Source organism: Paenibacillus sp. OSY-SE, assembly GCF_000283315.1.
Classification (GTDB): Bacteria; Bacillota; Bacilli; order Paenibacillales; family Paenibacillaceae; genus Paenibacillus_B; species Paenibacillus_B profundus.
The window spans coordinates 19,616-45,109 of the sequence record NZ_ALKF01000191.1; the positions used below are offsets into that span (position 1 = coordinate 19,616).

The following is a 25,494-nucleotide window of genomic DNA, read 5'->3' on the forward strand; positions in this document are numbered from 1 at the left end:
TCTCTCCTACTCTCTGTCTGTTAGTTCATTCACGTGGTTGCTAATCCGGAGAAGCAGCTCCATGAGCACATCATATTCTTCTTGGGAAACACATTGCTTAATGTCCTCAGCGACCTGCTGCTCGATCGGGGTCGTCTCTTGGATTAGCAACCTTCCTTTGTCCGTAATATTGACCAAGAACGAGCGCCGGTCGTTCTCTCCGGTTTTCTTGTAGATGAGCCCCTTCCTCTCCAAATGATCGAGAATTCGAGTCGTCGTCGGCTTATCCTTGCCTGAACGTTCGGCAATTTCCTTCTGAATCAAGCCATTTTCCCTGCCTATCTGGTACAGAACCGACCACTGCTCTGGTGTAATGTCATATTCCTTCAGCCGTTGCTGCAGCAGGTTCGATAATTTGCGGTAGGTCACGCCCATAGCGAAACCGATTGAATGCTCTAAGCCGTTGCCATTAGTCGTCATTCCCATCTTCCTTGTCTCATTCATTTTTAATAGTTGTTTAAACAACTATATGTCAAACAACCATAATTGTAAACCATTAATTATAGCCGTTGTATTCAATATAAATTTAAACGAGGGAGCCATAATGGCTCCCCCGTTAGCTACGACCTTGTATCCTCCAACAAATTCAACGTCTTGGCTGCCAGCACCTCCCCTTCAACAAAAAAAGAACGCCCTGGCTCCATCGGATGATGGATAGGGACGTTCTTCGTCATTTCAATTCGATTATTAGCCCAAGCCAACTGGAATCATCAGACATAGCCTTGTTTTGCATGAAACCAAAAGATGAGCTACTGTTTTGATATCAGCACGATTCTGTCAATCGTTTCATCGCTTAGCTTCGTGCTTGTCTTCCCATCGTCGTTCATATGATACAGACGCCCGTTATCTCCCGCATTGACATAGAAAAATCCGGATACATCGTCTTTGTACAAGCACAAATCCCACTCGACGCCGACCATTTTCTGAAGTGACAAGTCAGACTTCAGCATATAAGCTCCGCTGCTGGCGAACAGCATTGTTGCTCTCACTTTACCATCCGTCAGAAGATTGCGCACATAACCTACGTTGTTTACGGATAGCGCCTTCGTGCTAACGATTTTGTTGTTTTTGAACGTGCTTACATAAGCTTTGCCGGCTCCATCTACAAACGCCAGCTTGTCCGTACCTACATTGGCAATTTCCAAAACTCCCGTTTTATGCAATGGGAGCGTTTTGCCGTCCATCGTCATGACTTGGCCTTTGGCTTTCGCATAGTTATAATCGCCGTCCGTACCAAGCACGATTCCTTTATTGAACAGATAGTATTTGTTCGCCCATCCGCCAGAATAGACGGAGTTCGTATCAAGCGGCGACTTTGGGTTAATTGCCTTAGGTGCCCCGCCTTTTCTAGGCACCGAATAGAGCACCATACAATCGGTGGAATAGTTGGTCTCCTCTGGCTTCGTGTTGACCATAATATAAGCGGATGCGCTGTCTGTACGCACAAACCATGGGTCCTCGAACGCTCCCGCTCCAATCCACTGCACCTGACCGTTTCCGTCAGCTGCCTTGGACGCTACCCAGGTTGTACGTCCGTTTTTGAGCGCATTATAATAGATGCGTCCGTCAACGATAGTAAAGCGCGGGTGTTTGACATCTGCCATGTCCGCGACGAGCTTCGCTTCCGCAGCGTCAGCAGCATTGGCCGGGGCACGGTAGATCGCGCCTTTATCAGTCATATAGTAAATGAAATCCTTGTTCGTTTCGAAGTAAACGGCACTATCATAAAAACGCTTTGGAATATTTTCCGATCCGTCAACTGCAACACGCAGCAGGGTGGTCGATGTTGCGTCATACATGAAATACAGGTAATCTCCAGCTGGCTTCAGTTCAGTTCCCCGGAAGTTGAAGCTTTTCAGCAGACGTTCCGCCCCGGTGCCATCGCTTTTGACCCGGTACAAATCACCATCTGACACATAGTAAACATAAGCGTCGCCAGTTGGCGCCGCAGCTGCCTCGCCTGGCGCAGCCACACCTAGCCCGGTCACGATGAGCGAGCATAGAATGAACGCGCATACCGCCCTTTTGAAAAATAGTGAAATGTTCTTCATTCGATAATCATCCTTTCAAGATTTATTAGTCAGTTTCATTCCCCTAGCTTGTAATCTCTAAATGCTTTTCAAGCCCGATATGATTTATCGGCAAATACTAGTAATATTGTTATACCTATAATTGAATTCAAATAATTGAATTCAAAATCATTTTCCGCTCGTTCCAAGCTACTATTTATAGCACAGAAAAGGGACCCGTCATGCACCCCAAAAACAAAACAGGCGACTCTCTATAGAAAGTCGCCCGTGTCAGTTTAATTCAACTCAATTCGATCATAACCGAATAATTATCGCTCATCTTCCACAAACAGTGGCACTTCGACGAACCCTTGCTCCGTCGTCTTGATAAGCCCTATATCAGACAGCCTCAGCTCGGGAACGACGATTAGCGCAAGCAATGACAGCGTCATGAACGCATAGTTCATCGTGCAGCCAGCTTCATACAAAGCCTCGCTGATAGCGCGAGACTGCTCGGCAACCTCTTCGAACGGCGCGTTCGACATCAGCCCCGCTACCGGAAGCGGCAGCTTGACGATCTTGTCCGCTGTCACGACGGCGATACCGCCTTGCATATCGGCTACGGCATTGGCCGCTTGTGCCATCAACGAATCCGAGTTCCCGATTACCATCAAATTGTGGCAATCGTGAGCGACTGTCGTCGCAATCGCCGCCGGCACGTTGAAGCCGACGTCGGACACGAGGCCAAGCGCTTGATTGCCTGTGCCTTTATGGCGCTCGATGACTGCGATTTTGCACAAGCCATCTTCCACACTCAGCGCAACGCTGCCGTCCTCAATGCGTACGGATACGAGCTGCTCCTTCGTATCAACGTGGTTCTCCCGCACTTGAATCGCTCTTGCCGTCCGCTCTCCCGATTGCACTGGCGCTTGGATGACGAAATCTTCCGGAGACACTTCCCGAGTAAGGTGAACCGAACGGATCGCTTCTTCCGGATACTCAAATTCCGGCAGCTCAACGACCATGCGGCCTTTCTCCGCCACGACTTGTCCGGCAGCAATCGTCATGACGACATTGACATCCGCCAGATTACCATCCAGCATAATGATGTCGGCGCACGAAGCAGGGGTAATCGTTCCGACATCACGGGCAACACCGAAGCGCTCTGCCGTGTTGATCGTTGCCATTTGGAACGCCGTTACTGGACGGACGCCTTGCGCGATCGCGTGACGCACGACAAAGTCCATGTGGCCTTCATCCACCAGCGATTCAGGGCTGCGGTCATCCGTCACCAGGATCATGCGGCGTGTATCGATACCGTGATCGGTATGAGCCTTAATCGATTCGGCCACATCATGCCATGCCGAGCCGCGTCTCATCTTAGCATAGATGCCCCGGCGCACGCGCTCGATGACATCCTCCGCCTTGACGCTCTCATGACAGCCGGAAATGCCGCTAGCCGCATAGGCGGATATTCTCCAATCGTCAACCGGCCATGTATAATGTCCGTCGGCGACTCTCCCCGCACGCAAGGTCGCTTGGATTTCCCCGATCATTTTCTCATCGCTGAACACGACGCCCGGGAAATTCATCACTTCGCCCAGTGCAATCATATCAGGTCCCCATGTGAAAGCTTCCGCCACTTCCTCTGGACCTATCGACGCTCCGCTCGTCTCCAGCTCCGGTCCCGTCGACGGCACGCAGGAAGCAACTTGCATATACGCCGCCAGCGGTGTTTCTCTCGCTTCGTCGAGCATAAGCCGCAGGCCGGGCAACCCGAGCACGTTCGTAATTTCATGGGCATCAAAGAACCCGCCAGTCGTCCCCTTGACGAGCACCGCTCTCGCGAATTGCGTCGGAGTGATCTGACTGCTCTCGATATGACAATGACCGTCCAGCAATCCAGGTGCGACATAACGTCCGCCCGCATCGATTACCTTCGTGTCGTCTCCAATCATATGGCTCGCATCCTTACCTACGAAAGCAATGCGTGTTCCTTGCACACCGATGGACATATCGTCCTGAATTTCCCCGGAACAAACATTGACCAATTTTGCATGTTGAATAACGAGTGTAGCCTTCTTATCTCCGCGCGCGGTTGCGACCAGGTCAGGCACACAATCAGCAAGATGCGGTCTGGCAAAACGTTGTGGTGATTCCATGGTAGTGTAGTCCTCCTCGTTGTTGAGTAAAGTGAATCATGTATATATTGCTTGGGTAGGGAGTCTGTGCACAACAATACAATAGCTATTGTTCCACAAACATGTCGAACAGCTTCTGTAACATTACAAATGTCTGCTCGTATGTAAGCAATCCGTCAGGATCAAACTTCTGCTCACCCACTCCAGTCAATAGCGATAAGCTAACCGCCCGCCTTATACACGTTGTCCTTCGCCCATGGCGCAATATTTGCATCGTCAGCAAATGTTATCTTTGCCGTGTTGATGTCGGGCGAGCCGCTTCCGGTTCGTTCCGTTAATGCCGTATGCAAATTAAGGACCAGTGTCGCGGCCTGCTGGCGTGTAATGTTGTCCCATGGCGAGAACGTATCCGTGGTTGTTCCGCTGATTAGCTCATTGGCGTATGCCTTTGATATTTCTATACTGCTTATATCTTTAAAGGGCGATTGCCCCTCGGCAAGCGATTTTCCTAAAATATTTTCGCATAGTCGCACAGCCAACTCAGTAAAGCCAATCCTCGTGATGGGCGTCTGATACGATTGGTCATATTGATACGGAACGATGCCATTGCTCTTCGCTTTCTGATAGTCGGTCACGGCCCACGAACTGACGTTGTCATCGCTGCTCGGCTGCTCGACATCAATCAATATCGTGTCGTAGTTTTGGAAATAATTTTCGACACCTAACAGCGTTTGGCCAGACTTTTTCCCCGTAATATACCCTTCCGCATCCACTGCGGCGACCTCTGGATCAGCGATTTTGAATTGGACATTCGCAGCCTGCAGATGAGTGGACGTCGTTCGATAATTGAGCTTTATTGTTTCCCCCGTCGCAAGACGAAGCGATGACGCCCTTAATGTTACTTCAGGAATCATATCGAAAAAGACTGTATCATATTCGATGTCAACGGCTTTGCCTGCTTTGTCGTATACTCCGCTCACTTTTACATGAAAAGCATCATCTTTATGAAACCGTTCTATGCCATCCGGTCTAAAGATGATGCTGAACGGTACCCCGTAGTGACCTGTTTCTACATTAAAATATTTCCCGTTCTTATTCTTATCCTCACTATCGAAAACCCATTGCTTCCCGTCCCTCGTTCTTGTCAAAGCAACCTGGATGTGCTCCGTTCGGGTTCGATCATATCTATCGACGTTAAAGGAGACAGACCAAGGATCGTCAGGCGCAAATATCTCTTCCGGAAAGTAGCCTTGGGCAGGCCAGCTTATGTAATCGTATTTCACTTCTTCCGCGCGCTCCTTATTGATCGCATACATCGAAGAATAAGGGACTCCTTCTATTGAATATGCGATTCCAAACATCGTCTTTTTCATAGCCGGGTTCAAAATCCAGCGTCGATGTCCTACCCGGTCAATATTACCCGGGCTGCTGTCGGACATATAACCATGGATGATGCTGCTATAGAAGGTCGGTCTGCCCATCGATAAATTGCTCGTCCGCGTCCCTTCATTGCCGAGCTTGAATAATACATCCTCCATGCCGTCTGGGTGTGTCGGATAATGAGTCAGGCGGTCGTTGACAGCATTGACCAGCGCAGCTGCCTGCTGTTGAGTGTGCAATCCCCAGTCCGGCTCAACATCATCTGGCAGCCCAGCCAAGTAACGTACGAAATTCGTCGCGTTCACTCCGTCCAATACATATTCCGCCTTCAACCTGCCCGGTGCAAATGGTGTGCTTGTCTGCGGCTCCACCTCGTAAATATCCGCTGTCTTCATATACTGAAAGCTCGTGCCCATCGGCTTGTACTGCAGCCATTTATTTATAATTTCCTGCTTGGTTCGATTGACCGTCTTCTCTTGTACACGGTGCGGGGCAGCATGGGCCTCGCTACCGCCGCTCCATAACAGTGACATACAAACGGTAATGACCAGCAGTGTCTTCACATGCAACTTCATACGGGTAACCCCCAATATATATGTCCAGCAATTACGAAATCTAATCTGAAATCATCACATGACCATACCGCCCAGCCAAATAATTATTTCTTTACAGATACATCAATTCGCCTCCACCCTGCATTTTCCTCTATTCTTCGACAAAAACATCACGCATGCTCTCCAATTCGTACTGTAAAAGTGCAAGCTTAATTAAAAAAAGCCGCAGCTTTAGCCACGGCTTCCCTTACTATACTATTTATTTTGCGACTTGCTGACCGGCAATGCGACCGAATGTAATAACATCGGCAATCGCATTTCCGCCAAGTCGGTTCTTGCCGTGAATGACGCCAGTCACTTCACCGGCGGCGTATAAGCCCGGAATTGGCTGGCCTTTCTCATTCAATACCTCTGTCGTCTTATTAATCACGAGTCCACCCATTGTATGGTGAACAGAAGGCACTGCTTTTTGAATGTAATAAGGTCCTTGACTCATATCCTTCAAGCCTGCGCGATGGTTAAAGTCATCGTCTTTCCCTGCCTTGGCGAACTGATTGACGCGATCAACTGTCGCCTGCAGCGCTTTCGGGTCGATGCTGAAAAATTTGGCCGCTTCTTCCAACGTGTCTGCTTTATGCAACAGACCGTCTTTGACAAGCATATCGTACTCATCCTGATGAACTTCGATCGTCTTGCCAATATCTGCAATGGATTGGTTCCATAACTGATAAGCGTAACCGCCTTCTTGCGCGAGAATCCCTTTCGAGATTACGTCACGACGCTCCAGCTCTTCGACGAAGCGTTTACCACTCTGGTTTACCAGAATTGCCCCGTCAAAGCGGCTGTCCGCAACAAGCGAGATAACGCCCGTCTTCGGATTGCATACCGGATAAGTCTGGATGCTTTCCATATTTGTAACCGCAGCACCTGCAGTCTGCGCCATGACAATACCGTCGCCAGTCGTTCCCGGTGCGTCGGTCGTCATATATTTTTCATCGTATTCTGGATTGTATTGCTTTCTCATTTCGACGTTGGATCCGAAGCCGCCCGCAGCGATGATGACGCCTTTGTTGGCATGGAACGTGATGGTGTTGCCCTTGGCTCCTGTTGCCTCGACTCCTACGACTTTTCCACTTTCATCAGTAATCAATTTGTCCGCCTTCGTGTTCGTCTTCAGAATGACACCGGCTTCATCCATATGCTTTTTCAGCTTCGTAATGAGCTCAGCGCCCGTATGTCCTTCCGGAATAAGCGCACGCTTTACGGAATGTCCACCGAATTGGAACAAGTGATCCTCCAGGAAATTGACCTTTATTTCATCCTTCAGCCATTCGGCAGCAGCAGTTGCATTCTCAGCAAGCACGCGGACCATTTCCGGATCGCCTATATCGTCTCCGCCTTTGAGCGTGTCTTTCACGAACAAGTCTACACTGTCTTCAATGCCGAGATTTTTCTGTACCCACGTATTGGCCGCGTTCATCTCGCCACCGGAGATGAGCGTATTGCCGCCTACGCTTGGCATTTTTTCAAGCAGAACGACCGAAGCCCCCGCTTGCTTCGCTTCCAATGCTGCGCTGAATCCGGCACCGCCTGCGCCGATAACGACGACATCATACGTCTGTTCTGCAGGCTCCTCCGATTGGCTGTTTCCTTCCGCCTTCTTCGCGACGAGCGTCAACCCAGCCTTCGCCACCGCATCCTTTACCGCATCAATGAAACCTTGGCTTGTCATGGTCGAACCGCTGATCGCATCTGCATCCGCGCTATTCGATGCGATCATCGTATCCTTCAGTTCTTTATAAACAGGCTCGGCCAATACTTCGTTTTCCTTCTGTTCGAGCACTTTAATATCCTTAATCTCATTGTTCTCAAATGATACTTCTACCTTAATTGCACCGTGTTTTCCATCGCCTTCTCCGATAGAAGTGACTGTCGTCCCCTGTTCCGTTCCTTTGTCAGCGCCTTGAACATCCTTGTTTCCATCACCACATGCAGCCAACATCACGACTAAACATAGGATGAGCAGAATGCTACCCGCTTTCTGAATACTCTTCATGTTGTTTAACCCCTTGTCTAATATGCTCTAGTCTCGCAGCGAAACAATACTGTGCACAATACAATAATTATAGTAGCACAGTTTTTTTTATTTAAAAGTGAAAGTTATCACTTTCACTAACTTTAAAATGTTATCCATAAAAAAAGAGGGTCGACCCTGACCCTCCCTCTAGATGCTATGAGATCATAGCAAAGACTTGCTCATGACACCTGACTCGCTTTATACCCTTTGCCAATGAACTCATGAACGTTATGGACGGTTACATAAGCATGATCATCCAGTTCGCAAATGATTTTTTTCAGTTGAACGAGCTCCTGCTTATTAATGACGATATACAGCAGTTCTTTGTTGGAACCTGTATATCCTCCTCGTCCTTCTAACACCGTCAATCCGCGCGACATTGCTGTCGTCACCTTTTGTAAAATTTCATTCGGCTTTTCTGAGATGATGAGAACCGCTACCCGCTCATCCAGACCTTCAATCATGAAGTCGATAACTTTCGCGCCGACATACACGGCAATTAATGTGTACATCGCTTTCTCTTGACCGATGATGAATATCGAGCCTGCAATGACGACGATGTCGATAATGAGCATCCCTTTGCCGACACTCCAGCCCAAATACTCATTCGCCAATCGGGCCAATATTGCGGAACCGCCCGAAGTGCCTCCAGCACGGAATATGAGGCCGAGACCGATGCCTACCAGCAATCCCGCAAACAGAGCTGCCAATAGCGTGTCATCGTTAATCTGCACCCCGATTTGTTCGGTGACATGCAAAAACAACGAGGTTAACACGATGCTGATGACGGTATATATGACCGTTTGCTTGTCAAAAAAACGATAGCCGATTGCAAGTAAAATACTGTTTAAAATAAAGTTAACGATTCCAGGCGACCATTCGAACAAATAGTGCGTCACCACAGTTATGCCGATGATTCCGCCCTCCGACAGCCGGTTTGGAATGGCAAAATAATTAATGCCGAGTGCAAAAATAAGTGAACCTAGCGCTACTAACGCAATGTCCCTAAGAAGTTTTTTCATCTTGATAAGCCTCCCACATGCCATTGTACACGATATGAACCACTATAGGGAAGATTCGGTATTATTCGGCGTGAGAGGTTCGACGCTTTACTCGCTATATTCCGATTGCAGCAATCCCATATGAATAATATGGTGCCATGCGCCATTGCGGAACAAAGCTTCTCTGGACATCCCTTCCTGCTGGAAGCCCAGCTTCTCATACAGCTTAAGCGCCCTCGTATTGAAATCAAACACCCTTAGCGAGATGCGGTGCAAGTTCAATTCCATGAAGGCATAACGAAGCAAAAGACCAAGCGCTTCTTGTCCGTATCCCTTCCCCCAATAATCCGGTTCACCAATGTCGATAATCAGTTCGGCGTTCCTATTTTTAAAATCAATGGAAATGAGCGAAGTAATTCCGATAGGCTGATCGGAAGCAGAGTCCATTATGAAATACGTTTTTGAATGGGTGGAGCCAAGAATGACATGTTGAACGAAGCTCCCGGTTTCCTCCATTGAATAGATGTCTAGGGCAGGGCTTGTCGACTCCATCACGCCGATCGTATTTCTCCACTTGTGGTAAACAGCAATGTCTTGTTCAGTCATTTTCCTTAGCTTGATTCGGTTCGTTGCAAACATTATGCTACCTCCTATCGTTATTTGCCTGAAGTGGACATTCTCATTATCCGCTTTGTCAAAAGAGGAAAAAAGGGTATAATCCATGTTTAAGTGTCCCCTTTTAGGAGGTGAGCCAATGATACTGGAATACTTGGAGTTCCGCGCCTATTTATATGATCGGGAAGTCGAGCGCAAAGCAGCATTCCTGCTGCACGAGCTGGCAACCATCTGGCGCTGCAGCGTCAAAAACGCAAAACGTAAATTAAAAAAACTGACGGAACAGCGTTACTGTTCCTACACTCCTGGCCGTGGCAGGGGTAATCGTTCGGAGGTTCAGTTTTTCACCGATTTTCGCAAGGAACTGCATACCGTAATCCGGCAATATCTAAATGAAAAAGATTTGAAGCGGCTAATGCATGTATTACAGCTCCCCTTTCCTCAGCAATGGATAGACGATTTGCGCAAGCCCATACAGGAGCAATTAGGGCTGCAGACGTCTGACCCTGCCACTGATGTATTGCACGCCATCATAACGCAGCCCGTGACGGCCATCGATCCAGCGCGTTCATCGATTACGTTCGATCAGATGCTCGTTTCTTTGATTGGCGACACCCTGCTGCAATATGATGCGGACAAGGACGAACTTCTTCCTCATCTGGCCATCGCATGGGAAGCGGATGATCGCTATGAAATATGGACGATCTTTTTGAGAAAACGAATCCTATTCCATCATCACCGTACATTGACGAGTGCCGATGTAAAATACAGCTTAGAGCGGCTGCAGCAAGCATCTTGCGCGAATCGATGGCTTGCGGAGGATATCGCTTGGATTCACTGCTTGTCCCCGCTCATGGTCCGAATCAATCTTCGTCAATCCAATCCTTTGTTCGGGCGTTACTTGGCGTCAGCGCCGATGACGATTGTACCAGCGGATGCTCCGATACAAGACAAACATTTCATAGGAACGGGCGCCTACAAAATAACGGAATGCACAGAAAGCAAAGTGGTCTTGGAAGCGTTCGACGATTACTTTAAAGAACGGCCTTTTATCGATGCCGTCCAATTTTGGAAGGTACCTCCGGAAAAAGCGCAACTGATTGCGTATCGCATCACCATGGATGACGGACAGCCTGGACCGGCGTTGCAGGAAAATCGCGTAGAGCATGGCTTTCGTTTCGTCATGTTTAATACGAAGCATGTCCCCTTGATGAGAGATCGAGAGCTCCGGCTGGCTATCAACGAGCTGTTTGCGATGGATGAGATGTGGCGGGATTTGGACAGAAGTGGACTGGTGCATGCATCTCACTTCTTCCCTTGGAAGAGCAAGCCTATAAAACGAAGCTTAGGGACTGCAAAGCAATGGCTCCAGAATAGCTGCTACAACGGAGAGACACTGCACGTGTACACATTGGATTTGCCAGAAGCATGGGCGGAGGCAGTCTGGTTTCAGCAGCAGGCCGCACGAATCGGCTTGAACATGATGCTCCATCCCTACTCTTTCAATGAGCTGTATGACCGCTCCATGGATGAGGACATTCATATAATATTTTCCGGAGAGGTGTCCTCGCTTGATCCGCACCTTTCGTTTTTGGGCGCTTTTTACAATGATGCGCTCGCTTTCAGAAGATTTATCGCAGACAATCATATGACCAGCATAGATAAAAAGCTAAAAAAAATGAAGCTCGCTCCTGCCGCTGAACGAGAGCAGCTCATTGATGAAGTCGTCCAGTACATGCACAAGGAGATGCTCATCGTATTTATGCATCACCCGCTTCATCAACGCACGTTCGATCCGATGCTTCAGCATATCCAATACGATACATTCACATTCGTTGACTTAAAAAAGCTGTGGATACGCCCGTCATATGATGCAGATACGCCGGGATAATGCCATGCCGCATCAAGCACAATATTAAACAAATAACATGCGGCTGTCATGGACTGTCATAACAACTGATGAACAGCTTCATCATATATAGATGCATTTCCATAGTAAAAAGACTGAAATAGAGACCGAAGATGCTGCTTTCGGTCTTCTCCGACTTATAGAGTACATTTTGACCAATGTAATCTTTAGCCTCATTACGTTTTACGCCGCTTCACCAGAAGATTATATGTAGCTCAATCCTATGCGCCACTCTCCCTTTCCATCAGAAAATATGATTCGCCTGAACCTTAGCGTCACTTAATCCTTCCATGAGGAAGGTCTGCTCATTCGAACCTTAGCGTCACTTAACCCTTCCATGAGGAGGGTCTGCTCATTCGAACCTTAGCGTCACTTAACCCTTCCATAAGGAAGGTCTGCTCAATCGAACCTTTGTATCACTCTCCCCTCCCTTCAGAACAGCATAACGTTGCTCTGCAAATAAATAAATTTCATGTAATTAGAAAACCAACTTGAATTACGAACATATGTTTCTTATAATGGATATAAGAACATTCGTTCTATGATTAGATTTAGAAATACAGCTACGAGGAGGATATTTTAGGTGGAAGCCTTGCAATCTATCGCTACGTTGGAAGACTTGCAGCGTCAGTTTCATACCGAATCTTCTTGCGTCTCTTTTCTATATAAGTTGAAATGGCCACATGGTTTTGTCTGCCCACGCTGTCAACATGCCCATGCCTACATTATCCGGACACGCAGGCTTCCTCTGTATGAGTGCCGTGCCTGCCGCCATCAGACATCGCTTATCGCCGGCACGATCATGGAAGGCAGCCGCACATCTTTGCAGAAGTGGCTCACTGCATTCTGGCTTGTCTCCCGTTCCGATATCGGCATCAACGCCGTCCGGCTTAGCTTGATTATCGAGGTTACATACAAGACCGCTTGGTTGATGCTTCACAAGATCCGAGCCGCGATTAGTCTCGCCGACACCAATCGGCCGCTGACAGGGGAGGTTCATGGCTTCGTAACCTTCTATGCCCGCCATCCTTCAAGACAACTCAACCCGGGGGAATCCCCTCTGATCGTTGCCGAATCTGTCACGCTAGACGGAGAAGTGGGCGAACTCAAGATGAAGCTTGTGGAGCCAACTCGCCTCTCCGATGGCTTGCTTCTTCATTCCGATTGCGAACAATTCGCCAACCTGCATGTTGCCAAGACTGCTACCGAGACATCCATCATCCGACACAATTTTCGGATTCGCCGCAACAGCCCCTTATATCAATCCTTCAAATGCGCATGGCGCTGGATGAACGATACCTTTCACGGGATAGGGGCCAAATATCTTCAGACATATCTGGATGAATTTTGCTTTCGCTTCAATACCTCTCTCCATCATACGTCCGCTTGGGAGCAACTATTGTGCTTATGCGTGGCGGTGTTTTCACCTGCCTCGACTTGCACCCTATATGATAAGACCTCTATTTCAGGCGCACCGACAGCAGCATGACCAAAGTTGTTTGCACCGCACCTTGCTCGAAACGTAAGTCCGATACATGCTCACACATCATTTTTTCATTCTATTTTCATCTATATTTGCCCCTTCATGCTGTGAATTAATTTTCATCGTTCTGGCTGTTGCTTTACGCTCTGTTCCAGCAGTGACTGTTTGAGCGTTCTGACTGTGCTTTTTGCTTTGAGCTTATCTGTAGCTTGGGGGCGTTCTGGCTATACTTTTTGCTTCGTTCTTAGCTGTGGCTGTGGGGGCGTTCTGGCTGTACTTTTTTTCTTCGTTCTTAGCTGTGGCTGTGGGGGCGTTCTGGCTGTACTTTTTGCTTGTCCCTGCTGCAACTGCTTATCTAACTTCGTGTCGAAAAACTTTTTCTGAATATTCATTATCTCCTGACGCATAACGCATCTGGTCTTGCTCATTGAAGATGAAAAAGTATTCCCAAAATCACGCACTCGTATCGTCCTGTTTCAAACTTATGTAGTTTCTGAACTAAGGGGATATTGAAGCTAAGGTCTATAACAAGAATCCTGCTATGAACGCAATATTAACTCGTAATTAAAATTATGCTTTTGTACTATGCACGACCTTAATTCAATATCTTCATATTGTAATAGGGTAGCGGCTTTTGCTTTTATTTTCATCTGAACCGAAGGGATAGTGGAACTAAGCAATTGAATCTTAAAGCTACTCGCTCGCTTCACCCTGTTATGGTTGCTAAAAAAGTGCACAGCCCAAGACCGTGCACTTCCAAGTTCACTCTATTGTCGTTTCATAATTACTTCTAATTCAGCTTATATCAGTGCATATCGCCTCATATTAATGGGATTTAACCCATTTCGCTACGTCATTGACGACATCAAGCGGCACATTCCCCGGAACAACATATTCTTCTCCGGTGGAAGGCTTATCCGACGGGACAAAAATGTGGTTCAGCTTCGGATAAAGCTTGAATTCCACATCCTTACGGTTCTTCAGCGCTTCCTTCCAACCATCAAGATGCTCTTTACCGACTTGAACATCATTGTCGCCTTGAATAATGAAGAGCGGAATCTTCTGATCCTTAGCGATTTCCCCGCCATAGTTATTGCGGAAATCGAACCACCAGGATGCCATCGCCAGCTGCAAATCTTGCGGGTAATTATCTGCCGTGTATTTCTCGTTCTTAATGACTTGCAGTTGTTGTTTCCACATATTCACTTGCGCCTCAATCTGGGCGGTGACCTGCTCTGGCTGACCCGCTTCCTTCGCGCGTTTCAACTGCCCTTCCATTTGGGTCAGTATCAAGTCCTCGAGAGGACCGGACGGACCTGCAGCGATAATGCCGCCGCGAATCGATTTTGCGCTGTCTTGCGCAAGCATCCGAGGCACGAGCATGCCGCCTTGACTGTGGCCCAACACATATACACGCTCTTTATTCAAACGCTCATCTTGTCCCGCCCATTTGACTGCTTCGAGCGCATCGTCAAGCGTCTCTTCCTTGACTGTAAACTTCGGCATAGCCGTCGCTTGGAACGGATATTCGCGCGTACGCTTTTCATAGCGGATCGTCGCAATGCCCTGCTCAGCCAAACCGACAGCCATATCTCGGAACATCTTGCCCGCGCCGATCGATTCATCACGGTCATTCTGCCCAGAGCCATGCACCAATACAACTACCGGAAATGCACTTTCGCCATTTGCAGGCACCGTCAATGTTCCTGGCAGCTTGAACTGGCCTTCGCCGATGACGATGTTTTCTTCTTTATAAGCACTCGCATTATCATATGCTGGAGCTTGATAGCCGCCGGATCCGACCGCACTGAAGAAAAGCTCATCGACGAGTCCTTGATCGTTATAACGGAGTTCCAGTGGCAACAACTGCCCTTTATCCGTCTTGAACAAGATACTTACGTTTTGATGCACCCCGTTGTCTTGCATGGCCGCATTCTCAAATTGGGTCGGTAAACCGAACATACCGGTAAGCAGCTTCGTATTTAAAGACAGCGACATCTGCTTCGTTGCTTCACGCAGCTCCGGCGTAATTAATTTTTGCAATTGCGCTTCCGCCTGCGGCTGTGCGGCCAATTTTCCCCACTGTACGACGAACTGGGAGGCGCGTGTTTTCCAATCCGAAGCATCTGGAACGACTGAATCGTTAACCCACTTCGCATTTAACTGCAGTCCCTTTTTAACCGAATCCCATGGCACTACTAAAGCGCCCTGCGCTTCCGTACCGAATTCAGCTTTAGCCGCAAGCTTTAATTCCTGGCCATTCACATCTGATCGATCTTCATTCAAGCGAACCGTCCACACAAGTTCACCATAAGTGACTTTGGCGGTCTTATCTTCCGAATTCCATTTCACATAAGCCCCGATAGATTCAACTGCTTGTCTTAACGGCACCATCGTGGCACTTTCTTGTTCCCCAAGTTTTTCAATGGCTGGAGTTTCTTCCACCGCCAACGCTGCTGGTGCCATGCTTCCGAACAACAAGCAAGCGCTCATCATCCATCTCCATACTGATTTGTTCATGCCTCTTCCCCTTATCTCTCTTATGTTTTTTCATGTAGGGTTTTTAGATTCGGCTAATAACTAGCCTCCTATATTACGTTATTACGTTTTCAGCCTAATATTCGTTCAATCTCTGCTAATTCTTCTTCCGCAAAGGCGAGATTATCCAATGCTTTAACATTCTCCTCAATTTGGCTGATGCGGCTGGCACCGATTAATGCAGATGTGACACGTCCGCCGTGAAGCACCCAGGCAAGCGCCATCTGAGCCAACGATTGTCCTCTGCTGCTTGCGATCTCGTGCAGCATACGCACCTTTATAATGACATCCTCTGAAACTTCTCGTTCTTGTAAGAATCCGCTTGACTTCTTCGCGCGTGAATCTTCCGGAATGCCGTTCAAGTAACGATTCGTCAGCAAGCCTTGCTGCAGCGGACAGAACGCGATGCTGCCGACGCCATGCTCGTCTAGAACGTCCTGCAAACCATCTTCAATCCATCGATTGAGCATCGAATAAGAAGGTTGATGAATCAGGAGCGGCGTGCCTAGTTCTTTCAGAATACGGATTGCTTCATTTGACTGCTCAGCATCATACGATGAAATTCCCACATATAAGGCTTTACCTTGACGCACGACTAAATCCAAAGCCGCCATCGTCTCTTCCAGCGGCGTGTTAGGATCTGGACGATGAGAGTAAAAAACATCTACATAATCCAGTCCCATACGCTTCAAGCTCTGATCCAAACTGGCTACGAGATATTTTTTAGAACCCCACTCTCCGTATGGTCCTTCCCACATGTAATAGCCCGCTTTCGTGGAGATGACCATCTGATCGCGATAAGGGAGAAAATCTTGCTTCATCATCTTGCCGAACATTTCTTCAGCCGATCCCGGAGGAGGGCCGTAATTGTTCGCTAAATCAAAATGCGTAATCCCCAGATCAAATGCTCGTCTTAGCATCGCTCGGCCGTTCTCTGTTGAATCAACGCCCCCAAAGTTATGCCATAATCCAAGCGAAATCGCCGGAAGCTTTAGGCCCGATCGGCCGCAGCGATTGTATATCATGGAGTCATAACGCTTAGAATCTGCCGAGAATTCCATTCAAGCTCACTCTCCTTCCCACATAAACGCGCGAGTATCGAAAAATTAAGATATGTATTCTTATTTATTATAATCTATTGGGTCTTTACTTGTTAATGTCTGTTCGAGATTCGTTGAAAGGGGTTATTCTCCACTCCAGTGACCTTTCACACCTGACTTTGGCGGGGATAGGTGTGCTTCGTACAGACCATATTAATGACACGGTCCGCTGAAGCTTGACGGTACGTTGGGATCAGTCGGGATCAGGAGTATATCTGGAAAGTTGTCGTCTGCATCGCTGCAGAATTCAGCGGAACGAGAACAATACTTTTATGCTATGAAGGAGGCAATAATCAATCATGTCCATTCCTAAACACCGCCGAGAAAATGCTAATAAAATTCGAAAGCAGACCCCTCATCCACCGCATGGCAAAATCAAGTCCTTTAAAGAACTTGTAGAAGAGTAAAGAGTAAGTAAATTCGAGGCGCTTGAGCATCGGTTAATGATGCGCTCAAACGCCTCTATTACGTTACGGATATAAACGGAAAGTAAAGAGGGGCTTCCATTTCCGTCGTTGCGCTTATGGTTCCCGACTGGCTTCTTTATATAACACATAACGCCGCTGTAAATCATGCCAAATGTATGTAATGTCACGTGCTGGGTCGGTTTCCCATATTTTATACAAGAAAGGGCCGCTATATCCAGCCTGAGCCAATCGATCCATGATGAGCGGCCACTGATTGATTCCTGCGCCTGGCATTCCAATGCTTCTCGTCTTGACTGTCATAATTAGAGATGTGTACGGAAATAATATGAGAAGCGAGTCGATCAATGAATATTTCTGGCATTTCGCACAATTGCATATCTCTATCGCAATTGAAAGCGAACCGTATGGCTTTTACCACGAGAGCCCTCTGTGCGAACGACGATTTTCCACCCTTTATCTATTCGAGTGGCTTCAATGGAAGGATCGGATGATGCAAGTTTAAGCTCATCATCCGCTTTATCCCAATAAAAAGTTAGCTGTTGCCGTGTCTGGGTCGGATCGGATAGAGCTATGGTGACACCGGTATCTGTCTTCTTCATCATCAATGCAAGCGGATTTTCCGCGCGCAGCCCTTCCACCTCCGCAGGGGCAAAGAAATGAACGCCGGTTAGTCCGCTCTTGCCATCGGACACCGCATGCACTCGACTATCTTGGCGAAGGATATGAATGTCCGGATTTCTGCTATACGCTGCAGTCTCTTCTGGATCAGCGTTCGGCAGCAGCACATAACGGTATGAACCCGCTTTCGGTTCAACGCCATGTGGAACGGCCAGGCTGCCGTAATGTCTCGTCAGGAGATCGTCACGCACATTTGGATTTCGGTTTATTTCCCGCCATGAATGCATCCGCGTTTCCCTTATAATGCGGATCGGCTGAGGATCTATAAATACGACGCCCAAGTCAGAGTTCGACGTATTCCCTTCCATGTGTGCCCACGAAGCACGCTCAAGTATCTCTTCGCCATTCCGCTGTGACAGCATGTCGTTCCCGTCTACAATAATCTGGTTAGTGCCTTGCCCGTTCAGCCTGTGGTTCTCCACAATCGTTTCCACCGCTCTGTTGCCTATGCTTCGAATATCAGTGCCAATTGCCACAATTTCGTTATCAAACATGAACCATGACTTCTTGCCCTCCAAACCTGTTTTCGTGCTGGCGCTCATTGCAAATTCCATGCCGGCTGTGCCGAACATGCCGTCCAGCGTGGCTCCGCCCACCCATGGCTTCGGATTAGAGTAGGATGCCCAATCCTTCGGTTCAGGCAGCACATGGTCTGTTGTTGTGCCGGGCAGGCGTCCCATATCAACGGTTGCCCAATATCCGTCGCTGAATTGGGACAGATCGCCGTTATATAGCGACGTCATCCCGATACCCGTATACCAGCCCTTCACATTCTCACCGTTCCCGAATTCAAAGGCGGAAATGCGCGGGGAAAACATACTGATGCCGAAGGCAAACCGTTCACGCAAATGTACGGATCTATCCATTGCGGCAAACAACTGATGTTTAACCAACTCGCCTCTTGGAACAACGTGTTCATCCGACAACATTTTTTTTACCAGGCTCATTTCGTATATATTCAGACCGGTAAAATAAGGCTGCAGCGTCGTATCGGACAAGGCCCATTCTTTGATCATGGAACGGATGCGCTGGCGTTTCTCCACCGGCGCTCCTTCCGCCAAGCGAAGCAGCGACATTGCAACAGCACGGCCGGACACATGGTCTTCCGATGCCGCCCTCGAGATAGCGCGTCCGCGCACCATGTCCATCATCGCGCCTTTATAGATGAGCGGCTCAAAGGAGTCAAACACCCAATCGTACACGATGTCCGCATTCGCATGCTCAATCGGCCAAGCCGATCCATTGAACAGGTAGAATGCGTCAGCCATGCCCGATATCAGAACCGCGCCGTAGCTTCCGGTATAGGCAATATTGGCATGCTGGATAATCGAGCCGTCATCATAGACACCATCCCCAGATGCGGCATATTGATATTCCGTATCGAGCGCATTCCGCGCCTGAAGCAGCTTCGCACTATTGTCAACAGCCATGGCGCGCAGCGTGACGACCATCACCTTGTCAAGTAAGTTCGCGCCATTCTCCACGATATCAGGGTTTACGGTAAACCTAATTTTCGGATCCGGCACGAACCTATCAATGGCGGCAGCATATTGGCGAAGCTGATCCGGCGTCAGATCATCATGCATAAGCACCATTAAATCTCCCAGCATGCGTGCGGAGCCTATTTCCCAGTCCCACCAATTTCCAAACGTCTTGGTCCGTTCGTTATATTGATGCGAATAGACAAAATCCATACCGGAGACAATCGCTCGCCTTAGCTCATCGCTTTGGTAGAACAGTGAAGCTGGCGTACGATACGCCACCGCCATCGTTCTCAGCTTATCCATGTTGCTGGAAGGCGCCGAAGACACATGAGCCGGAGGTTCCTCTCCCCACAAATTTAACCGATCCGGTGCCATGTTCATTGTATCTAACAGTCCGGATCGGCTCTCGTTCCGAATTTTCGCATCCAGCTCCGCTATTTTGCTGTCCAAATCGAGATCTCCGGGATGATACAATGCGTTGCCTGTCAAACGGTTAACCCACTTGTCCCGCATGTTCCGGAAGTCCTGCTTCCGATCAACCGTTTCCACATGGACCCGAGATACGGCTTCCACCTTGCCATTCGGTGTTTCCACTCGAATCACTGCAGTTCCCTCCTTTATTCCAGTGATAACGCCTTCTTGCGTCACTTCGGCCACCTCCGGGTCAAGCGAAGTCCACTTGTATGGAATTTCTTCCGTTCCCGACGGGAATCGGATTGGGGTCAAGCGAATCGATTCCCCCGATCGCACACTAGCCGGATTCGGCTGGAGCAGCAGGCTGTTGATGACCGGTTCATCAGTCCGTCTTAGCTGCACTTCATCGAAAAAAGCGCTTCCTGTAGCCGATTCGAGAAACAACTCAATCCGCAATCGTGTCGCTTTGCCCGGAGTCCGTATCGGCAATGTATGGAGCTCCCAATCGGTATCGCCCTTAAGCTTGACAGTAGACGGGCCATCACCCGCTTTGGTGCCGTTGGCCTCGAAGAACTGCGTCCGTACATAAACGCCGCCGTATGATACTTCCGTCCGCACCCTTTCGGCCTTCATCGCCAACGACAGCGCATAGCTGCGGTCTGGCTCGACGTTAACATCCTGCAGCACGGCAGCGCGGCTGACCACATCAGCATCCACACGTATGGCTCGCTCCCCCTTGTAAACCGTGTCCGTTACGGACAGGACAGGTGAACCGGAAGGAGTCCATTCGCTCCAATGCAGCGGTTCAATATTGTCCTTCCATCGATTCCGTGTCGAAGTGCGCACCTCTTCAAAGCTTGGATTATTCAGTAAATTCGGATAAACGTTTGCGGCGGGATACAAGGATGAAGCGGCAGCAGACCCTACGATTGCGGCGGATTCGGCAACGGTCTGCGAGTAAGCGGTAACAGAAATGCAAGGAAACAGTAATGCGAAGGCGAATAGTCCGCAGGCAGTGCGCCTCCGACGGTTGATGTGACGATTGTGCAAGAACATTCATCCTTTCCGTTTTAAAGTAGTCAGAAAGATAGCGCTTACATTCGTTTATATTATACGGCAGAATAACGTAATGGCAAGAGGCCAATCCATCATTTCACATCTATTTTTTTGCTGGATAGTCTTCGCCGTTCAGTGGATGGGGAGACCCCTGGAGCGTATGAGAAACGATTAACGTCTGAACGAATTATACCAAAAAGCGATGCCGGCGCAAGAAGAAGCATTGTTACTGCGCTGGCGCTGGGGGGAGTCCTTCCCAATCGATTAATCGAGACATCCTATCATAAATGGGTTTCGTTTGCAGATATGCACAATCAAGAGCGCACTTTGAACATGCCATTACGTTCCGATATAGAAATGCCTTGGGCAGCTTGGCAAGGTAATCTCAAAGTAAATGAAGATATGGTAGAGGATCTTTTCGGAAAATACATGTAATGTTCCGATTTAAAAATATGATTTCTAAGGCAAAAGGCTAGCCTAGAGTAGTTGCCTCTCTCTAGAACAGCCCTTGTCCAAAATTAACTCACAGCAATTCAACGACTATCGAAGGCCACATCCTATTCCTACGATGTTTTAAAAAAATTCTATAATAATTGGGATAGCAGGGTCGAGCACATCCCCCCCGGGGATTGCCAACGAATTTACGGTTACTGTTGAAGTACTACTTAATTGGAGCATACCATTGATATAAAGGTTGTAGTAGGAATATGAGGAAGGAAATGCCGGTGGTACCCCACCATCATCATCTGTAAATTCTGTAACTGCAATCGTAAATGTGGCGCCCGTTCCTGTCCCAGCTCCTATAGTGGAGTAATATCTTTTACCCGTAATATGTGGTTTGATAATTGACATTTATAACATCTCCTATTCAATACTTAAATGCTGTACAAAACATCGATTTTATGACGACTAGCATATTATATTAAATGCAAGCACTTTAAGAGATGTCACTATACTTCACATTTCACATAGTAAAATGATTCATTTTCATTACAAAAAACCGTTGGATACTTAAAGCACACTCTGATCGTAAGTGGATGCGTAAGTACAAGCAGTTAGGAGAATTCGGGCTTGTATTGGACGTGGAAAGCGTAAGCAGTATGTTGAACAGGATCGTTATGTCAAACGGTTGGAAATAGAGAGTACCGTTGCAGAGAATTAGGCATCTCCAGGATACTTCCAACAAGGCAAGAAACTATATGGATGATCTATTTTTCAAAGAAATGTGATTTTCCAAGGAAAAAGGCTCCCAATGGGAGCCTTTAATCATTGCTATATCAAACCTGGGGCTGATGGATTACATCATGCCGCCCATTCCACCCATGCCGCCCATATCAGGCATTGCAGGCTTATCTTGTTCCGGTTTGTCAGCGATAACCGCTTCAGTTGTCAAGAACATAGCTGCAACGGAAGCTGCGTGCTGCAGTGCGGAGCGTGTTACTTTCGCAGGGTCCACGATACCTTGGGCAATCATATCAACCCATTCGCCAGTTGCCGCGTTGTAGCCTACGCCCACTTTTTCATTTTTCAGACGCTCAACGATAACGGAGCCTTCTTGACCCGCGTTGTCCGCAATCGTGCGAACCGGAGATTCCAGTGCACGCAATACGATGTTTACGCCTGTCAACTCGTCACCAACAGATTTAACTGCCGATACTGCTTGGTATACGTTCATCAATGCCGTACCACCACCAGCAACGATGCCTTCTTCCACAGCTGCGCGAGTTGCGTTCAGAGCATCTTCAATGCGAAGCTTGCGCTCTTTCAATTCTGTTTCCGTAGCTGCGCCGACTTTGATTACTGCAACGCCGCCTGCCAATTTAGCAAGACGCTCTTGCAGCTTCTCTTTGTCGAATTCGGAAGTTGTTTCTTCCAATTGCGTACGGATTTGGTTCACACGTGCATCGATGTCGGATTTATTGCCGCTGCCGTCAACGATAATCGTGTTTTCTTTTGTTACGCGTACTTGACGAGCGGAGCCTAATTGGTCCACAGTCGTCGATTTCAGCTCAAGACCGAGCTCATCGGTAATGACTTGGCCGCCTGTCAATGCAGCGATATCTTGCAGCATTGCTTTGCGACGGTCGCCGAAGCCAGGCGCTTTCACTGCTACGCAAGTGAATGTGCCGCGAAGTTTGTTCACTACGAGAGTAGCCAATGCTTCGCCTTCGACATCCTCAGCGATGATAACCAATTGCTTGCCTTGTTGAACGACCTTCTCCAATACAGGCAAGATTTCTTGGATGTTGGAAATTTTCTTATCCGTAATCAAGATGTATGCATTTTCTAATACAGCTTCCATCTTATCCGTATCTGTAATCATGTACGGGGAGATGTAGCCGCGGTCGAATTGCATACCTTCAACCACTTCAAGTTCAGTGTTGAAGCCTTTGGATTCTTCTACTGTGATGACGCCGTCTTTGCCGACTTTCTCCATTGCTTCCGCAATCAGAGTGCCCACTTCTTCGTCGTCCGCGGAAATCGCCGCAACTTGAGCAATGCTTTGCTTGCCTTCGATTGGCTTCGCAATTTTCTTCAAGTCTTCAACAGCCGCTTTTACAGCTTTTTCGATACCTTTGCGCACGACCATAGGGTTAGCGCCTGCAGTAACGTTCTTCAAGCCTTCGCGAATCATCGCTTGAGCCAATACCGTTGCAGTTGTCGTACCGTCACCGGCTACGTCGTTTGTCTTCGTTGCTACTTCTTTAACGAGTTGAGCGCCCATGTTCTCAAACGCATCTTCCAACTCGATTTCTTTCGCAATCGTTACACCGTCGTTCGTGATAAGCGGGGAACCAAATTTCTTCTCCAACACGACATTGCGGCCTTTAGGACCGAGCGTTACTTTCACGGCATTCGCCAAAGCGTCTACACCGCGAAGCATCGCGCGACGTGCGTCTTCAGAGAACATAATTTCTTTTGCCATCGTGAAACCCTCCTCGATACAATTCGAATTATTGTTAGTTCATGTATGATTCGTGCGTGTGATCTGACCTTGGTCAGATCCATATGTTTGACAACTCAGCAAACTTAGCGCAGATGCGGCTACTTAGCCGATTACTGCGTGAATGTCGCTTTCTTTCATAATCAAATACTCTTTGCCTTCGTATTTGATTTCTGTTCCTGCGTATTTGGAGAAAATAACCACGTCGCCTTCTTTTACATCTAAAGGCACACGTTGGCCGTCTTTCCATACGCCATTGCCTACCGCGATGACTTTGCCTTCTTGCGGCTTCTCCTTAGCTGAATCCGGTAATACGATACCGAAAGCTGTAGTTTCTTCCTTCGCGATTGCTTCAATCAATACGCGTTCACCTAAAGGTTTGATCATGAAAATAGCCTCCTTTTAAAGAAGAAGTTATAAGGTGAAGAATCCACCGCCGCTTGAAGGCGACGGACCGGATTCCCAAAAACAAAACGGATATCATGTGTTAGCACTCAAGCACCTCTAGTGCTAATAACCAATTTCTATGATACTGATTTTAGGTTTCGATTGCAAGAGGGTAGCGGGTTAAAAATTTTTAAGATTGCTCTTCCACTTCCATCCATCCCTTGCTCCTTGAGCATCTTATCCCCTTTTACAGCAGCCAAATCCTTCGTCCGAGCAGCAGTACGAGTCACCAATTGAACTCACTCATTTCAGGATCAAAGAATGCAGATTCAAAAAAATGCTCTCCGCATCCCTTTAAACCTGCATCTTTTCATCATATATCGTTCTGCGCTCACTGTCATCAAGCCGTCGTCGCATCCGACGAACCATCGAATTCTTCTTCCCATGCTTGCTGTTCGGCCAGCTGTTTGCGGTACACTATCGAAGAAGTGAATACGCTCACCTCATACAAAATCAGCAACGGGATAGAAACGAGAATATCAGAGATAATATCTGGCGGTGACAGCATCGTTCCGAGCACAATTAAACCAAAATAAGCAAAGCGGCGCATTTTCCGCAAGCGCAGCGGGTTCAAGAGTCGAATCCGCGTGAGAAACATAATGACAACTGGAAGCTCGAATAACAAAGACATCGGCAGCAGGATATTGAACATAAACGTAAAATACTGCGTAATGCCGTACGTCTCCGCCAGCTCCATATGTTTGTTAATTTTTGACGTAAACTCAAACGCCATCGGAAATACCACAAAATACGCAAACGACAAGCCGAGCAAAAAGAGGATAAACACAAACGGGACATAACGAAGCGCAGCTCGCCGCTCTTCCGATTTGAGCCCTGGACTTACGAACGCCCATAGCTGATACATAATAAACGGAAGAGTAATGGCAAGAGCCACGATGAAGGCAAATTTCATGTAAATGCCGATGCCATCCCATAGCGAAAATCCGTGCAAATTAAATTGATTCGCCGGTTCCGTATTGCGCATATAATCGTATATCGGGTCAGCGAGCAGTAATCCGCCAATGAGTCCGACGACCAGCATGATTACGACATAAAGAATCCGTTTGCGCAGCTCCGTAATATGCTCGACAATTGTCATTTGATCTTCTGTCTCTTCAGTCATTTGCGACATACCTACACCAACCTGTTCATGACGTTGTAGCGTGCGCAAGCACTGTGCATGCCTGCGTATACAAA

General features: G+C 48.0%; 19 protein-coding genes. 4 read left to right on the top strand and 15 right to left on the bottom strand.

What is annotated here, in order from left to right:
• Positions 1-6: 6 nt before the first annotated feature.
• The 7 genes from A372_RS0119610 to A372_RS0119640 all read right to left on the bottom strand — a co-directional run bounded on the left by A372_RS0119610 (position 7) and on the right by A372_RS0119640 (position 9,840).
• A complete protein-coding gene (locus A372_RS0119610) occupies positions 7-459 on the bottom strand; it encodes a MarR family winged helix-turn-helix transcriptional regulator (RefSeq protein WP_019422596.1) in 453 nt (150 codons plus the stop codon).
• Positions 460-788: 329 nt separating this feature from the next.
• Positions 789-2,090 (bottom strand): DUF5050 domain-containing protein, encoded by a 1,302-nt coding sequence (locus tag A372_RS0119615; RefSeq protein WP_019422597.1) that lies wholly within the window; start codon positions 2,088-2,090, stop codon positions 789-791.
• A gap of 287 nt (positions 2,091-2,377) precedes the next feature.
• Positions 2,378-4,210 (bottom strand): adenine deaminase, encoded by a 1,833-nt coding sequence (locus A372_RS0119620; RefSeq protein WP_019422598.1) that lies wholly within the window; start codon positions 4,208-4,210, stop codon positions 2,378-2,380.
• A gap of 200 nt (positions 4,211-4,410) precedes the next feature.
• On the bottom strand, positions 4,411-6,144 hold the full coding sequence (locus A372_RS34325) for an S-layer homology domain-containing protein (RefSeq protein ID WP_019422600.1): 1,734 nt from the start codon (positions 6,142-6,144) through the stop codon (positions 4,411-4,413).
• Positions 6,145-6,382: 238 nt separating this feature from the next.
• Complete coding sequence (locus tag A372_RS0119630; protein ID WP_019422601.1) at positions 6,383-8,179, bottom strand: flavocytochrome c; 1,797 nt, start codon at positions 8,177-8,179, stop codon at positions 6,383-6,385.
• 200 nt (positions 8,180-8,379) lie between these two features.
• Positions 8,380-9,222, bottom strand: coding sequence for a YitT family protein (locus A372_RS0119635; protein WP_019422602.1), 843 nt, complete (start codon positions 9,220-9,222; stop codon positions 8,380-8,382).
• Positions 9,223-9,309: 87 nt separating this feature from the next.
• On the bottom strand, positions 9,310-9,840 hold the full coding sequence (locus A372_RS0119640; RefSeq protein ID WP_019422603.1) for a GNAT family N-acetyltransferase: 531 nt from the start codon (positions 9,838-9,840) through the stop codon (positions 9,310-9,312).
• Positions 9,841-9,955: 115 nt separating this feature from the next.
• Here A372_RS0119640 and A372_RS0119645 point away from each other — a divergent pair, with 115 nt between their 5' ends.
• Both A372_RS0119645 and A372_RS0119650 read left to right on the top strand, forming a co-directional pair.
• Entirely contained in the window at positions 9,956-11,707 is a 1,752-nt protein-coding gene (locus tag A372_RS0119645; protein WP_019422604.1) for an ABC transporter substrate-binding protein, read from the top strand.
• 601 nt (positions 11,708-12,308) lie between these two features.
• Positions 12,309-13,214: a transposase gene (locus tag A372_RS0119650; RefSeq protein WP_019422605.1), complete on the top strand. Its 906-nt coding sequence runs from the start codon at positions 12,309-12,311 to the stop codon at positions 13,212-13,214.
• 819 nt (positions 13,215-14,033) lie between these two features.
• Here A372_RS0119650 and A372_RS0119660 read toward each other — a convergent pair.
• Both A372_RS0119660 and mgrA read right to left on the bottom strand, forming a co-directional pair.
• The gene (locus tag A372_RS0119660) at positions 14,034-15,728 is read right to left on the bottom strand and encodes an alpha/beta hydrolase family protein (protein WP_157259621.1); all 1,695 of its coding nucleotides are present in this window, start codon (positions 15,726-15,728) and stop codon (positions 14,034-14,036) included.
• Between the two features lie 89 nt (positions 15,729-15,817).
• Entirely contained in the window at positions 15,818-16,807 is a 990-nt protein-coding gene (gene mgrA / locus A372_RS0119665; RefSeq protein ID WP_019422608.1) for an L-glyceraldehyde 3-phosphate reductase, read from the bottom strand.
• A 338-nt stretch (positions 16,808-17,145) separates the two neighbouring features.
• On the opposite strand from mgrA, the gene A372_RS38730 reads away from it, so the two are divergent.
• The gene (locus A372_RS38730; RefSeq protein ID WP_019422609.1) at positions 17,146-17,253 is read left to right on the top strand and encodes a DUF6254 family protein; all 108 of its coding nucleotides are present in this window, start codon (positions 17,146-17,148) and stop codon (positions 17,251-17,253) included.
• A gap of 114 nt (positions 17,254-17,367) precedes the next feature.
• Here A372_RS38730 and A372_RS35550 read toward each other — a convergent pair whose 3' ends face one another.
• Together A372_RS35550 and A372_RS34330 are read right to left on the bottom strand one after the other, a co-directional pair.
• Positions 17,368-17,547, bottom strand: coding sequence for a hypothetical protein (locus A372_RS35550; protein ID WP_019422610.1), 180 nt, complete (start codon positions 17,545-17,547; stop codon positions 17,368-17,370).
• Between the two features lie 107 nt (positions 17,548-17,654).
• Positions 17,655-20,900, bottom strand: a complete 3,246-nt coding sequence (locus A372_RS34330) for a polysaccharide lyase family 8 super-sandwich domain-containing protein (protein WP_019422611.1) — start codon at positions 20,898-20,900, stop codon at positions 17,655-17,657.
• A 141-nt stretch (positions 20,901-21,041) separates the two neighbouring features.
• Between A372_RS34330 and A372_RS0119685 the strand changes: the two genes are divergently transcribed.
• Complete coding sequence (locus A372_RS0119685) at positions 21,042-21,341, top strand: hypothetical protein (protein WP_157259622.1); 300 nt, start codon at positions 21,042-21,044, stop codon at positions 21,339-21,341.
• A 138-nt stretch (positions 21,342-21,479) separates the two neighbouring features.
• On the opposite strand, the gene A372_RS0119690 is transcribed toward A372_RS0119685, so the two are convergent.
• From A372_RS0119690 to tatC, 4 genes are all read right to left on the bottom strand, one after another.
• Positions 21,480-21,758: a DUF4183 domain-containing protein gene (locus tag A372_RS0119690; RefSeq protein ID WP_019422613.1), complete on the bottom strand. Its 279-nt coding sequence runs from the start codon at positions 21,756-21,758 to the stop codon at positions 21,480-21,482.
• A 445-nt stretch (positions 21,759-22,203) separates the two neighbouring features.
• On the bottom strand, positions 22,204-23,832 hold the full coding sequence (gene groL, locus A372_RS0119695) for a chaperonin GroEL (RefSeq protein ID WP_019422614.1): 1,629 nt from the start codon (positions 23,830-23,832) through the stop codon (positions 22,204-22,206).
• 123 nt (positions 23,833-23,955) lie between these two features.
• Positions 23,956-24,237, bottom strand: a complete 282-nt coding sequence (gene groES / locus A372_RS0119700; protein ID WP_019422615.1) for a co-chaperone GroES — start codon at positions 24,235-24,237, stop codon at positions 23,956-23,958.
• Positions 24,238-24,637: 400 nt separating this feature from the next.
• Positions 24,638-25,420: a twin-arginine translocase subunit TatC gene (tatC, locus tag A372_RS0119705; RefSeq protein WP_026011178.1), complete on the bottom strand. Its 783-nt coding sequence runs from the start codon at positions 25,418-25,420 to the stop codon at positions 24,638-24,640.
• Positions 25,421-25,494 lie beyond the last annotated feature (74 nt).